We start from the raw sequence: 13,856 nt of genomic DNA on the forward strand, positions 1-13,856 counted from the left end.
TACCCCTCGGCCGCTCCAATTCGTTAACTTGACGGTACCCGCTGCTCGTCGACAGCGATGGCACGATCATCGCGGGCGAAGGCCGATACCTGGCCGCGCGAAAGCTCGGTCTCCTCGAGGCGCCGGTCATCGAGCTGACCGGTCTTTCCGAAGCGCAGTGTCGCGCGCTCGCCCTTGCCGACAACCGCATCGCGCTGCCGGTGGTCCGGCGGCTCGTCGGATACGGGCGCTTCGACGGGGGCGAGACGGCCCGCGTGATGGCACGTCTCTACGCCGCGGCGCGCCTGCTGGTGAACTTCTTCCAGCCGTCATTCAAGCTCAAAGCGAAGCGCCGCGAGGTCCGCCCACGGCGACATCAACCCCTGAGTCGCGCTTGCAGCGCCTGCCGATTGGCAACGACGTTGCTGAGGTTCAGCTGGTCTGGCTCCCGTCCTTGCGCCAATTGCCTAACCAGCTCCCGCGTGCCGTCCACGACAAAGACGCCGCAATCATAAGTGTTCTGCTGCTGGGCCATGCCGGCGGGCTGCAGGGCGATGTTCAGCCTTTCTGCGAGTTGTCTTGCATGCGTCTCGTTGTATCTCCCGTAGGAATCGTAGTGATAGGCGACAGGCCATTGCCGGTTGCTGCGATCAACGAACAGCAGCGACCAATGCCTGCCGCGGTCCGTAGCACTGGCATCGTTCACTGGCAGCAACAGGAAGTCGGCTGTATCGTTATCACGCCGATCATGGACGATGCGATGGAATACGCGTAGCACGTCGCTCTCCGCGCCCAGGCGCAGCCGCAGCGCTTCGAGGGGATCTACGAACCGCGTCCGGGCGGCGAGATCCGAATCGCTCCTCTGCAAATCCAGCTCCTGAAGCTGGTAATCCCTGAGGATATGCTCGTCGCCCAGCCATTCCGTGTCCTCGAGCACCAGCCCGCGGTTGTGGGACAAGGCTATCGGATTCAACGCCCCGATCTGAGCATCGGAGGAGGTGATCGGAAACCGCCGCACGATATCGTCGCGCAATGGGGACGGTGCGGGCGCGGTCAGATCAACCAATGGAAGACCGTCGTAGGTGTCTGAACGAGCCCTGGCAGAAGGCGCTGGCGCAAAGTGAGCACTGTCATCCAACTCGGCCGCATCCGGATCAAGCAGTGCCCCAAACCCACGATAGAGATCCTGAGCCCTGGCAGTTGATGGTGATGCCGGTTCTTGCATCTGCCGCGCAAGCTCCTCGCTCAACCACGCCAAAGCGTCATCGTCCGAGTGGGCGGACACCGGAGAAAGCCCCTGCGGCGAGCCGAGCTGTCGAGCGCCCTGGTGATGCCCCGGTACCGGCCCGGCAAACGGCGGCGGAAAGCCAGGCGCCCGGCTCCAAGCATTGTCGCGCAACTCAAATGATGCGGGCGAATTCGGATTAAACGATACCTCAAGACCGCCGTAGGTGTCTGAGCAAGCCCTGGCAGAAGGCGCTGGCGCAAAGTGAGCACTGTCATCCAACTCGGCCACATCCGGATCAAGGAGTGCCTCAAATCCACGATAGAGATCCTGAGCCCTGGCAGTTGATGGTGATGCCGGTTCTTGCATCTGCCGCGCAAGCTCCTCGCTCAACCACGCCAAAGCGTCATCGTCCGAGTGGGCGGACACCGGAGAAAGCCCCTGCGGCGAGCCGAGCTGTTGAGCGCCCTGGTGATGCCCCGGTACCGGCCCGGCAAACGGCGGCGGAAAGCCAGGCGCCGGGCTCCAAGCATTGTCACGCAACTCAAATGATGCGGGCGAATTCGGATTAAACGACACCTCAATACCGCCGTAGGTATTTGAGCGAGCCCTGGCAGAGTGCGTTGGCGCTGCTTCCACGGTCGGCCGGGCAGGTTCCTGCCCAGCTTGGACTATGTCCTGCGCCTGCTCAGGAGGAACCTCGGGCCACGATGGGCCGTCTTCCACCATTAAGCGCAGATCCTGATCGTAACCTTCCGGGAGGACCAATGGCCGACTGACAGCTCGCTGCCGCGCGCTGTGCTGCGCAGCGGCGCCCCCGACGTACGTCGCGACCGCATGCGGCGCCGTGACATCTTCGTAGCCGCTCCGCAGCAGCATCGGCTGCGTCTCCCATGACGACGTACCCTGTTGATGGGTAGGCGCCGGTGTCGGCTGGCCGCCTGAATTGGCGATCTCGCTCAGCTGCCGCTCGCCGGCAACGCCTTGCGGATTGTTTAGGGTCCTCTGCCTCTTCGCTGGCCTCAACTCAGCTGTGTCATGCTCATCGTTGATGAGGACCTCCTCGCTTGGCAGGCGGTTGCTCCTGGCAAGCGCAGCCATCGGCTCGTCCGGGGACTGCTGGCGGTCGGGCTCTCCGGGATCCGGTGCCTGGTCATGGCGCGCGGCTGGCTCGAGAGATGACGACGAGCGGGGTTCGTCCATCAGCCCCAAAAGCAAATCCTGATCGCGGCCTTCCGCGGGAAGCTCCTCTGGCCGACGGCCAGTTTCCTGCGACGCGCTGTGCTGCGCAGCGGCGGCGTCGACGCGCCTCGGCTCCATCAGTACCGTGTCTTCGGGATTGATAAAGGCCACGTTCTGGGGGTGAGGATTCAGCTTAGCGCGTCGTGAGATCGGCACTTCGCCCGTCGACCGCAAGGTCCGGAGATAGTCGATTGCCTGAACGAGTCTCTTTGGATTACCCTCTCCGGTGAACTCGAGCACCTCACCGCCATCGGTCAGCGACTTATTGTCGAGCCGATCACGAATGCTCGGTTTTTCTTTTGCGAAAAGCCAACGGCTAAAGCTACGAAGAGAACCTCCGTGCTGCTCGGCAGCGGATTTGCTGAACCCGCCCTTGATGAGGGCCCTCTCAAGCCCCGAAATAAGGGGAGCATCCACGGAATAAAGAGGCTGCTTCCTCTTCCCTATCACAATCCAAGTTGACTGAGCCGACTGCGGCGCCGAGGACGACGGGCCGGGTTCATCCATCAGCCCCAAAAGCAAATCCTGATCATGGCCTTCCGCAGGAAGCAATTCCTCTGGCCAACTGCCACCCTTCTGCGACGCAATGTGCTGCGCAGCGGCGTCGCCGACCCGCCTCGACTCCCTCAGGGCCGCCTCTTCGGGATCAATATGGCGCTCGTGCTCCATCGCCTCAGCGCCGGCCTGCGATTTTCGGAGACGAGCCAGTGCGGCACCAATCCTGGAATCAGCACCGGCGACCTTCCTATAGCTCTCGACATCTCCATCAAACGACGTGCCGAGCCCAGCAGCAATGCCCGGCCTGTTGTTGTCACGCAGGTAGTCGCTGAAACTGCGAAGAGCAGTTGCATCCTTCCTGCTTGCATCCTTCTTGCCGGTATCTGTCGCTGCTTCGTTTTTGTACTCTTCGATGAGAGCCGCGTCCTGGGGATAAGGATGCAACTCAGTGCGGCCTGCGATCCGCACGACTCCGCCCGTCGACTGCGAGGTTCGGAGATGAACTATCGCCGCAAGAAGTCTTAAGGGATTACCCTTTCCGATGAACTCGCGCGCATCAGCGGTCAGTGACTTTTCGTCGTCGAGCCGAGCAGCAATGGGATCTTTGTTATTTGCGAAGAGCCAGTGGCCAAAGCTGAGAAGAGTACGTACATAGCCCCTGGCGGTGCGTTCGGCGGCGTTCCCATTACGGAGGGCCTCCTCAAGCCCCGAAATAAGGGGAGCATCCTCGGTATGAAGAGGCTGCTCGTCGTGCCCTCTCAAAATCCCAGTTGACTGAGCCGGCTGCGGCGCCGAGGACGACGGGCCGGGTTCGTCCATCCGGCCCAAATCCTGATCGTGGCCTTCCGCAGGAAGCAATTCCTCTGGCCAACTGCCAGCTTTCTGCCACGCACTGTGCTGCGCAGCGGCGTCGCCGACCTGTCTCGACTCCATCAGGGCCGCGTCTTCGGGATCAATATGGCGCTCGAGCTCCATCGCTTTAGGGCCCGCCTGTGATTTTCGGAGATGAGCCAGAGCGGCACCGATCCTCGAATCAGCACCGGCGTCCTTCTTATAGCTCTTGACATCTCCATCCAGCGCCTTGCCTGAAAGCCGACCAGCAATGCCCTTCTTGTTGTTTTCACGCAGGTAGTCACTGAAACTGCGAAGAGCCGTTGCATCCCTCCTGGCTTCTTCCTTCTTGCCGGTATCTGTCGCTGCTTCGTTTTTGTACTCTTCGATGAGAGCTGCGTCCTGGGGATAAGGATGCAACTCAGTGCGGCCTGCGATTGGCACGATTCCGCCCGTCAACCGCGAGGTCCTGAGATGGTCTATTGCCCTAAGGAGTGTCGCGGGACGCTTTTCGAACAACTCGCGCGCATCAGCGGTCAGTGACTCTTCGTCGTCGAGCCGAGCAAAAATGCTCTTTTTGTTATTTGCGTAGAGCCTCTGGCCAAAGCTGCGAAGAGAAGATAGATAGTTTCGGACGGTGCGTTCGGCGGCGCTCCCATTCCGGAGGGCCTCCTCAAACCCCGCAATAAGGGGAACATCCTCGGAATGAAGAGGCCGCTTCTTGTGCCCTATCGCAACCCCAGTTGACTGAGCCGGTTGCGGCGCCGAGGACGGCGGGCCGGGTTCGTCCATCGGACCCAAAAGCAAATTCTGATCATGGCCTTCCGCAGGAAGCAATTCCTCTGGCCAACTGCCAGCTTTCTGCGACGAACTGTGCTGCGCAGCAGCGTCGCCGACCTGCCTCGACTCCTTCAGGGCCGCGTCTTCGGAATCAATATGGCGCTCGAGCTCCATCGCCTTAGCGCCCGCCTGCGATTTTCGGAGATGAGCCAGAGCGGCACCGATCCTCGAATCAGCACCGGGGGCCCTCTTATAGCTCTTGACATCTCCATCCAACGCCTCGTCTGAAAGACGAGCAGCAATGCCCTTCTTGCTGTTTTCACGCAGGTAGTCGCTGAAACTGCGAAGAGCAGTTGCATTCTTGCTTGCATCCTTCTTGCCGGTATCTGTCGCTGCGTCGTTTTTGTACTCTTCGATCAGAGCTGCGTCCTGGGGATAAGGATGCAACTCAGTGCGGCCTGCGATCGGCACGATTCCGCCCGTCGACCGCGAGGTCCTGAGATGGTCTATTGCCCTAAGGAGTGTCGCGGGACGCTTTTCGAACACGCGCGCATCAACGGTCAGCGACTCTTCGTCGTCGAGCCGAGCAGCAATGGGATCTTTGTTATTTGCGAAGAGCCACTGGCCAAAGCTGCGAAGAGAATATAGATTATTTTGTGCGGTGCCTTTGGCGGCCCCGCCCTTGATGAGGGCCTTCTCAAGCCCCAAAATAAGGGGAGCATCCTGGGAATAAAGGGGGCTTTTGCTGAGCCTTCTCAGAATCCCTTTTGACTGAGCCGGCTGCGGCGTCGAGGCGGCCGGCATTGCTCCATCACCTTCACCTGAACTGCCGATCTCGCTCAATTGCCGCTCAAAGGTCGCCGCGGCTGCGGACGGAGCCGCGGGTGAGCTCTCTTGCGGGCCCGTGCTGTCCGATTGTTCACGCACCCGCTTGGTCGAGGGGAAATCCATCCGTTCTCACTTTCAAAATATGAACCAGGGCTTCGATCTGGCATGCTGGCGATCAGCAACAAACCACCCTTTACAGCCCTCGATAGACCCGCACCGGGAGCATCTGCGGATTTCACGGATCGTGAGCATCGATTTCGCGCGATCGTGAGCAGCCCGCTACGGCCGATGGGAGATAGAGTCAGTGTTCTGGTTGGCCGTCAAGGGTGATGGTTTTGGCGCTGCGTTTTCGCATGCTTTCTCCGGTGAGCTGGAGGCGGTGGGCGTTGTGGACGAGGCGATCGAGAATGGCGTCGGCGACCGTGGGGTCCCCAATGGCTCCATGCCAGGTGTCCACGGGGAGCTGACTTGTGACGATGGTGGATGCGCGGCCATGGCGGTCCTCGAGGATTTCGAGCAGATCGCGGCGTTCCGCGGCGGTGAGCACCGATAGTCCCCAATCATCCAAAATCAGAAGCTGAGCGCGGCCGAGGCTTTTGAGGAGCCGAGCGTAACGTCCGTCTCCGCGCGCGAGCGCGAGCGCCTCGAACAGCCTTGGAACGCGATGATAGAGGACTGATCGGTTGTCGCGGCAGGCCTTGTGGCCGAGCGCGCAGGCTAACCAACTTTTGCCCAGGCCGGTTGCCCCGGTGACGAGCAAATTCTCGTGGCGATCGATCCAGCGACCTTCGACGAGTTTGGCGAAAACGGCGCGGTCGATGCCCGCGGGGTGCGCAGATCGACGTCCTCGACGCAAGCAGTCTGGCGCAGTGCGGCGATCTTGAGGCGCGTGGTGAGCCGCCTGGTGTCGCGTTCGGCGGCTTCGCGGTCGACCAACAGGCCGATGCGATCTTCGAACGGCAGGGCTTCGAGATCGGGCGATCGGCGCTGCTCCTCGAAGGCCTTGGCCATTCCGGTCAGGCCAAGCTCGATCAGCCGTTCGTGGGTTGGGTGGTTAAGCATGCCGGGTCTCTCCTTGCTTCAGTGGAAGTAGTCGCGTCCGCGGATGTTGCCGTGGCGCAGGGGCTGGTGCTCGAAAGATTCGTCGAAGAACGTGCGATCGAGGCCGTTCTGGAGGATCGATCTAATCGAGGCGACGGAGCGCGCCTTGATGAGGATGCCCCTCCGGCAGGCTGCGTCGAGGCGTTCGGCGCCGTAGCTTTTGACGAGCGCCAGAATGCCAAGGCAGGTTCGAAAGCCTTGTTCTGGATGGGGCCGGGCGTCGATCACGGCCTGGAAAAACGCTGCTGTCGAAGGACCGATCCGCTCGCCGGCGGCGATCACCGCGGCGGGGGTCCATTTGCCGTAGCGGCGATGGGCGCTGGGCATGTGGTCGGCGATGGTGGTGTGTCCGCGTCGGTTGGGCGCGCGGGCATGGCTGGCGATCCGCTGGCCCTTGTGGAAGATCTCGACCGTCCGATCGTCGATACCAGCTCGCCAATCAGACGATACGGCGCGGAGTACCAATGGCCGTCGACCTCGACATGATAATCGGGAGCGAGGCGGCAGCGCTTCCAGCGTGCGAAGGCATAAGGCTGATCTGGCAGCGGGGTTAGCTTGGGTTTGTCGAGTTCGGCAAACAGTTCGGCGCGGCTTGAGCCGAAGCCACGCATTTGACGAGCATTGAGTTCGTCGACGAGTGTCTTGATGGCGGCGTTGAGCTCGGCCCGGGAAAAGAAGCGCTGATTGCGCAGCCGGGCCAGAATCCAGCGCTGGGCGATTTGCACCGCGACCTCGACCTTCGCCTTGTCTTTTGGGCGCCGCGGCCGTGCGGCGAGAATGGCCGTGCCGTAATGGCTCGCCATCTCGGCATAAGTGCGATTGAGGCCGGGATCGTAGCGGTCGGGGTTGCTGACGGCGGCTTTGAGGTTGTCGCAGACCACGAACGTCGGCGTTCCGCTCAAAAACGTGAACAAGTTGACGTGGGCCCGGATCCAGTCGGCCAAGCTCTCGCTGGGGCAGGCCTCGGCGTAGGTGTAGTTCGAAGCGCCCATCGCCGCGACGAACAGCTTCATCGGCTGCACTTCCCCGGTCAGGGGATCGACGATGTCGATGGTGTCGCCGGCGAAATCCACGAACACCTTCTCGCCGCCCAGATGAATCTGCCGCATCGAAGGTCGGACCCGCCCCTTCCAGGCCTCGTAGGTAGTGCAGAACCACGTGTACCCGAAACCGTCGGGATTAACGGCGCGATACTCCTCCCAGAGCAGGCGACGGGTTACGTTGCGCCGGCGGAGCTCTTTATCGATGTAGCTCCAGTCGGGCACCGGCCGCTGCGGGCTCTGAGACGCTGGTCGTGGGGCCGGGAAAAGCAAAAGCTCCAGGTCTTCATCGGTCATTCCCTCCGGAAGCGGCCAGCTCAACCCAGCAGAGCGGGCGCGGCTCAGGTAGCTGTGCACAACGCCGTTGCTGACGCCCACGCTCCGCGCGATGGCCCGCTCTGGCAGGCCTTGAAAATGTTTTAACCGAAGGACTTCCTTGATCCGGCGCATCGACAATCTCTGGGTAGGCATTGGACTTCCTCGTTAACCACGAGGTCATCCCTAAGCCGGTTGAGTTGTCGGCCGAAGCGCTGCAAGGCTCCGAAAGCCTTGCTCACGATCCCGCGAAACGCGCAGTCCTCGGCCGAAACTGGCCGAGGTTCATAGTAGACCGTGCTGCGAGCCAGCTTCAGGACCTTCGCCTGGCGCACGATAGAAAGATCATGACCGCGGTCGATCATCGCTTTGCGCTCAGCAGGCCCGCCTTGGTGAGCGCGCCGGACAAAAAATCGTTTTCCAACGCCAGCTCGCCGATCTTGGCATGTAACGCCTTCAAATCGACCGGCGTCTCGGCCGATGTCTTGTCATGCCCAAACACGCCGGCGGCGCCTTCCAGGAGCTGGTTTTTCCAGATCGTGATCTGGTTCGGATGAACATCAAACAGCTGCGCCAGCTCCGCCAGTGTCTTGTCGCCTTTGACCGCAGCCAAAGCAACCTTCGCCTTGAATGCCGGAGAATGCGTCCGGCGGCTCTTCTTCGTCATCTTCGCTCCTGATTCGCAGCAAGAATCCTCGCCGCTATCAGGCAGAAAATCCACTCAAGCTACTGTCCGAATTTGCGGGGCCAGCTCTATAGTTTCCATTCATTCGCGCAGACCCCCGAGCCACAGCTGTAGCAGCGGCATTGGAGGCGGGCAATTGTGCATCATTCTCCTTGAGCTTCAGCGCCAACTCCACCAGATGGCGGAATCGCCAGTTTGCGGCCATCTCGAGGCACCCAGGCAGACTTGACTTACAATGCAGATGCATTACATTGGGATGTCGTGACGACGCAAGGAGCCGCTATGGCCAAGACCGCCGAAATCCTCGAGATCCCCGCGACCATCACAGACCGCGGCCAGACGACCGTGCCCGCCGCCATCCGCAAAATGCTGGCCCTGGGAAAGCGCGACCAGGTCGTGTTTCGGGGGCTCGCTGACGGCACCGTTGTGATCGCGAAGAAGCAGTTGAGCGCCGACCACGGCGATCCGGTGATCGGCACGTTCCTCGCGTTCCTGGCCCGCGACATGGGGAGCGAGCCAGCCCGGATCCGGCCGGTGCCGAAGTCGCTGGTCGCGCGCGGCAAGGGCTTGGTCAAGGGTGTTAAGGTCGATCTCGACGCGGCGCTGCCGGAAGACGATACGTGAGCGACGACACCTTCGGGGTTAACGGTTGGACGGTCTACGCCCATCCGCTATTTCTCGACCAGTTCGAGACTATGATCGCGGCGGTCGAGAAGGCGCGCAAGAAGGATCCGAAGGGATACAAGAAGAAGCGCGCCGCGAAGCTCCTGTCGGCTGTCTTGAAGGTGGCGTTCGACGACATTCCGAGTGACCCAACGCGTGACGTCTATCGGCAGGGCGGCACTCTCGGCGACGAGTACAAGCACTGGTTCCGCGCGAAATTGCTGCAGCAGTTCCGCCTGTTCTTCCGCTATCAGCAATCGGCGGACGCCAAGATCATCGTTCTCGCCTGGGTGAACGACGACTCGACGCTGCGCGCCTACGAGAGCGCGAACGACGCCTACGCCGTGTTCAGGAAGATGCTGGACCGCGGAAACCCGCCGGACTCGTGGAACGAACTCGTAGCGGCGGCCTCGACTGGCGAATCCAAGACGCGTCTATCGCGCTCGACGCGCGGGAGATGACCCCAGCTGGCCTCGTTCGGCCGCGACCGCCCGCTGATCCGGCCCGCGCCGCCGGCACCGGTCTGCAGCGAGAGACACGATTCGGCCAGGAAGAGTCCGTGAAATGCCCACCATCCAGCTGTCGGCTACGCCCAAAGGCAGCGGCGAATGCGCCGACTGTCCGGCGACATCATCATCAGCATTCCACCTGTTAAGCCGTGTAGACGGAGGCGACATTTCAGCCCTCAGATGCGGGTGAACCGGTTCGTGTTCCTCAACCTTCCAATACTTCAGCCTCGATCCCCTTTACCTGCGGGCATCAATGCACCTCCGACCTGCCCGCGGGTTCCCGTCACCAGTATCCGCCCGTACAATGGAAGGTTTTGGATGTCGGCAAGCAGCGGCGCGGCCGCGTCCTTGGCCGAGAGCGACGGCTTTTTGATACCCCAGTTTATACCGATCACCGGGTCGTCCCAGCGGATCGAAACCTCGTTCTCCGGATTATAGAAATCATCGCATTTGTAGAAAAAGTCCGCGGTCTCTGAGAGCACACAACGAAACCGTGCGCGAATCCGCGCGGAACCCATAGTTGCCGCCGGTTATGCTCGCTTAATTCGACGGCAACGTAGCGTCCGAAATTCGGGCTCCGGACGCGGACGTCGACCGCGACGTCGAGCACCTTGCCCCTCATTGATGGATGTCCAGACAATCGGACTCGCGGCGCACTAAGCGGAGTTGAGTGAACGCTAGTGAGGCTCGCGACAATTAACTACAGTCGCCTTAAGATCGTGGAGCATGCCCGTGATCCCGTCGATGAGCTCGTCGATTTGATCCTTGTTGACGATCAGAGGTGGGCATATCGACAATGCATCGTCTACATTCCGCACGATGATCCCTCGCTCGTGCAGCAACCGGCTCGCAATGCTGCCAACATCGCCCGGAGTAGTAGCGGCGACTTTCCGTTTCTTGTCCAGCACCAGCTCGATTGCCGCAATAAGGCCAACGCCACGGACCTCCCCAACGAGTGGATGGTCAACGAGCGTGCGCAGCCGTTCCTGCATGTAGGCCCCGATGCGGCCAACGTTCGCAATCAGACCCCGCTCCTCGATGAGTTTGAGGTTTTCGAGCGCTACGGCGGCTCCGACCGGGTGACCACCGCCCGTGAAGCCATGAGCCAGCAGTCCAACCTTATTGCTCTCGTCCGCGATTGGTTCGAACATGTAGTCATTCATTATGATCGCAGATAACGGAAAATAACTGGACGTGAGCTGCTTCGACACCACGATTACATCGGGCGCGATGTTGTAGGTTTCGCAACCGAACATTTTTCCGGTCCGGCCAAAGCCGCAAATCACCTCATCAGCGACCAAAAGGATGCTATGCTTTTTTAGCACCCTTTGAATTTTGTCCCAGTAAGTCGGCGGCGGAACGATGACGCCGCCCGCGCCCATGACAGGCTCACCGAAGAATGCTGCAATGGTATCGGCACCTTCGCGCTGAATCAGCGACTCGAGCTCCTCGGCCCGACGCGTTGCAAAGGTCTCCTCCGATTCGCCCGCACGGCTGTCTTTGTAGAAATGGGGGGAGCCCGTGTGCATAATGTTGGGGAGCGGCAGATCGAAAGAGCGGTGGTTGTCTGGAAATCCGGTCAGGCTTGCCGCACCGATCGTGACGCCGTGATAGCCGCGCAACCGGCTGATGACCTTCTTGCGCTGAGGCTGGCCCACTGCATTCGATCGATAGGCGATCAGCTTCAACACCGTATCGTTCGCTTCCGAGCCGGAATTTGTGAAGAACACCTTACTCATTGGCACCGGAGACATCTTCACCAGCTTCTCGGCAAGCGCGATGGAAGGCCCATTCGATCGTGATGCGAAGGTATGATAGAATGGCAGGATTTGCATCTGGCGATGCGCGGCTTCGATAAGCCGCTTTTCGCTGAAGCCAAGACCCGCACTCCAGAGACCGGCCATCGCATCGAGGTAGCGTTTTCCTGCCGTGTCGAAGACGTAGGGGCCCTCGCCGCGTTCAATTATGAGCGGCCCGGCCCGTTGGTGCGACCGCGCGTTGGTATAGGCGTGAAGCTGATAGGCCACATCTCGGGCCTGTTGAGAACTGGGCAGCATGGTCGGCGTCACATCATCGGTTCAGAATTGGATAGGGACCGGAGCATCATGTGGGGAAGCGCCGGTCCGTTTACGGCTTCTCTGGGCCTTGCGATAGTCGTCGTTGACGATCGCTTTAAAGGGATTCGCTTTTGCCTATGCCTGATTCGAGCCCACCACGTTCAGGCCGTCCGCTCCGCTGAAGGCCAGCGTGTCATGTGTGTTTAGCACGTTATCCCAGCTGCTGCCGCGCGTCGTCACGGACTGGTTGGGCTCCGAGCCAACACGCGTGATAAGTAACACTGTAAGCAACAACCCGCTCTGATTGACCAGTTTCTTGTGGGCCATCAGTGATCTCCTTGATCTGGTCGGTGTCCCGGCTTTGCGCGGTGATCTGCGACCGAGTTTCCCCCAGAATACCTTAACTCGTTGAGTTGGTCGCCTGCCAAAGCTTGTAGGCTCACTCCCAACCGGCACCGTCAAGTTAACGAATAGGGGCGGCCGATGGGGTAGACGACCGGCATGCCGACCGCCCGGGCCCCTCTTTATCGCCGCCATCGCTTCCCACCGGAAGTGATCAGCTATGCCGTTTGGTTGTATTTCCGGTTTCCCTTAAGCTTGCGCATGGTCGAGGAAATGCTGGCGGCGCGTGGCATTGGCGTGACCTATGAAACCGTGCGCCAGTGGGGACGGAAATTCGGCAAGCCGTTCTCCGATCGGATCCGCCAGCGCGCTCCCGCCCGCGGTGACAAATGGCATCTGGACGAGGTCGTTATCTCGATCGCGGGCGAACAACATTGGCTCTGGCGCGCTGTCGACCAGAATGGCTTCGTTCTCGACGTCTTGATCCAGCGCCGAAGAGACTCGCGCGCTGCGCAGCTTCTCATGAAGAAGCTCTTGAAATGCGCCGGCACGCCGCCGCGCGTTATGATCACGGATAAGCTGCGTTCGTACGGCGCTGCGAGGGCGAAGATGGGCTTACACGTCGAACATCGCCAGCACAAAGCTCTCAACAATCGGGCCGAGAATTCTCATCAGCCGACGCGGCGACGCGAGCGGATCATGACGCGATCGTCCCATCAGGCTCAACGGTTTCTGTCCGTTCACGATCAGGTCGCGAACCTTTTCCACATCCCCTATCCCGGTAGCCGCCACCGCCGACTTCCGTCGTGCTTCGCGCGAGCGAGCCTTTGCGACTTGGCGCGAGATCTCCATGACAAGCGCTATCGCCGATTCTCGACCTCTGAGAATCGCCTCCTTCGGCTCGGCGGTCGATTAAGTTGACGATGCCCTGCGTCGAGCCGGCGGCGGGCGCCGATCTCGGTCTGCTGGGCGATTGCCTGCTCACGCGTCAGGCGGGCCATCTCGACCGTCGAGACGCTGCCCGATTTGATCAGGGACGAGGCCCGCTCCACAGCGGCCGCCGCCTCTTCCCGTCGCGCGGCCGCGGCCTCGATCGCCGACTGGATTTCGGCGATGCGCGCCTCGAGCTGAAGGATGCGGCCATCGCGGAACTGGCCCGCCTGGCGGGCGAGGTCCTGTTGCGCGGTCTCGGCGGCTGCCAGCTTAGCGGCAAGGCTCGGGCGCTCGTTCTCCTGCCGCGACATCTGCCGCCGAAGATCGTCGAGCCGCACGCGATCGCCACGCGCGTTGACGACATGAAGGATCGCGTCGCCCTCATGGACCACGCTGAGTTGCGTCGAGCCTTGCGGCGGCCTCGCGCTCACGGTGCCGTCGATCGGCGAGCGCAACGTCACGATCCTGGCATTGACCACGGCCTCGACGCTCGAAGTCTGCAGCACGGCCTTCAGCGGCAACCATCCGAAGACGGCCACGATCGCAAGGCCAATGCCGACCTTGAGCAGGCGGCGAACCCACCGGCCCGAGCCTGCAGGTGCTTCGGGATGGGGAGCACTATCGCTGACGGGCTCGCTCACCGGCTCGTCGTGCGCCGGCTGCAACCGATCCTGCAAATCGCGCTGCAATCCGCATGCGCCCGCGTCCTTATCCTTGGTGACGTAAACTTTGTCTTCAGGAGAGGGCTTCTGCTGCTGTGCCTGATTCATTGACCGGCCCCTGAATTGTCAGTGCGGGCGGGGTTCAGAAACCGTAATCCTGAAATGG

Annotated in this window: 6 protein-coding genes and 5 pseudogenes; 3 read left to right on the top strand and 8 right to left on the bottom strand. The window is 61.2% G+C overall.

Going from position 1 to position 13,856, the window contains the following annotated elements; genetic code table 11:
* Positions 1-355: 355 nt before the first annotated feature.
* The 4 genes and pseudogenes from ACFLEY_RS42840 to ACFLEY_RS42855 all read right to left on the bottom strand — a co-directional run.
* On the bottom strand, positions 356-5,506 hold the full coding sequence (locus ACFLEY_RS42840; RefSeq protein WP_060909230.1) for a Ulp1 family isopeptidase: 5,151 nt from the start codon (positions 5,504-5,506) through the stop codon (positions 356-358).
* Positions 5,507-5,684: 178 nt separating this feature from the next.
* Positions 5,685-6,445: pseudogene (gene istB / locus ACFLEY_RS42845) on the bottom strand (IS21-like element ISFK1 family helper ATPase IstB).
* Between the two features lie 18 nt (positions 6,446-6,463).
* A pseudogene (istA, locus tag ACFLEY_RS42850) lies at positions 6,464-7,995 on the bottom strand (IS21-like element ISFK1 family transposase).
* 98 nt (positions 7,996-8,093) lie between these two features.
* Positions 8,094-8,506 (bottom strand): annotated as a pseudogene (locus ACFLEY_RS42855) (transposase); the annotation flags it as partial.
* Between the two features lie 300 nt (positions 8,507-8,806).
* Between ACFLEY_RS42855 and ACFLEY_RS42860 the strand changes: the two are divergent.
* Positions 8,807-9,148, top strand: coding sequence for a type II toxin-antitoxin system PrlF family antitoxin (locus tag ACFLEY_RS42860; RefSeq protein WP_014498004.1), 342 nt, complete (start codon positions 8,807-8,809; stop codon positions 9,146-9,148).
* On the top strand, positions 9,145-9,648 hold the full coding sequence (locus ACFLEY_RS42865) for a type II toxin-antitoxin system YhaV family toxin (RefSeq protein WP_011084500.1): 504 nt from the start codon (positions 9,145-9,147) through the stop codon (positions 9,646-9,648). The genes ACFLEY_RS42860 and ACFLEY_RS42865 overlap by 4 nt, the downstream gene beginning before the upstream one ends.
* A 338-nt stretch (positions 9,649-9,986) precedes the next feature.
* Here the strand turns inward: ACFLEY_RS42865 and ACFLEY_RS42870 are convergent.
* From ACFLEY_RS42870 to ACFLEY_RS42880, 3 genes and pseudogenes are all read right to left on the bottom strand, one after another.
* Positions 9,987-10,318: pseudogene (locus tag ACFLEY_RS42870) on the bottom strand (dTDP-4-dehydrorhamnose 3,5-epimerase family protein); the annotation flags it as partial.
* Between the two features lie 55 nt (positions 10,319-10,373).
* Entirely contained in the window at positions 10,374-11,753 is a 1,380-nt protein-coding gene (locus ACFLEY_RS42875) for an aspartate aminotransferase family protein (protein WP_038945793.1), read from the bottom strand.
* A gap of 135 nt (positions 11,754-11,888) precedes the next feature.
* Positions 11,889-12,080 (bottom strand): hypothetical protein, encoded by a 192-nt coding sequence (locus tag ACFLEY_RS42880; protein WP_038945794.1) that lies wholly within the window; start codon positions 12,078-12,080, stop codon positions 11,889-11,891.
* A 174-nt stretch (positions 12,081-12,254) separates the two neighbouring features.
* Between ACFLEY_RS42880 and ACFLEY_RS42885 the strand changes: the two are divergent.
* Positions 12,255-13,011: pseudogene (locus ACFLEY_RS42885) on the top strand (IS6 family transposase).
* Here ACFLEY_RS42885 and ACFLEY_RS42890 read toward each other — a convergent pair.
* On the bottom strand, positions 12,956-13,798 hold the full coding sequence (locus ACFLEY_RS42890) for a hypothetical protein (RefSeq protein WP_370167447.1): 843 nt from the start codon (positions 13,796-13,798) through the stop codon (positions 12,956-12,958). The pseudogene ACFLEY_RS42885 and the gene ACFLEY_RS42890 sit on opposite strands and share 56 nt — an antisense overlap.
* Positions 13,799-13,856 lie beyond the last annotated feature (58 nt).

Origin of the sequence: Bradyrhizobium sp. YCK136 (assembly GCF_044570075.1) — a bacterium.
In the GTDB taxonomy this organism is placed as follows: Bacteria; Pseudomonadota; Alphaproteobacteria; order Rhizobiales; family Xanthobacteraceae; genus Bradyrhizobium; species Bradyrhizobium diazoefficiens.

What these genes read in the sequence shown, in the direction of transcription:
- ACFLEY_RS42890 (WP_370167447.1), bottom strand. Translation starts at nt 13,798, where the DNA reads ATGAATCAGGCACAGCAGCAGAAGCCCTCTCCTGAAGACAAAGTTTAC.
- ACFLEY_RS42880 (WP_038945794.1), bottom strand. Translation starts at nt 12,080, where the DNA reads ATGGCCCACAAGAAACTGGTCAATCAGAGCGGGTTGTTGCTTACAGTG.
- ACFLEY_RS42875 (WP_038945793.1), bottom strand. Translation starts at nt 11,753, where the DNA reads ATGCTGCCCAGTTCTCAACAGGCCCGAGATGTGGCCTATCAGCTTCAC.
- ACFLEY_RS42860 (WP_014498004.1), top strand. Translation starts at nt 8,807, where the DNA reads ATGGCCAAGACCGCCGAAATCCTCGAGATCCCCGCGACCATCACAGAC.
- ACFLEY_RS42840 (WP_060909230.1), bottom strand. Translation starts at nt 5,506, where the DNA reads ATGGATTTCCCCTCGACCAAGCGGGTGCGTGAACAATCGGACAGCACG.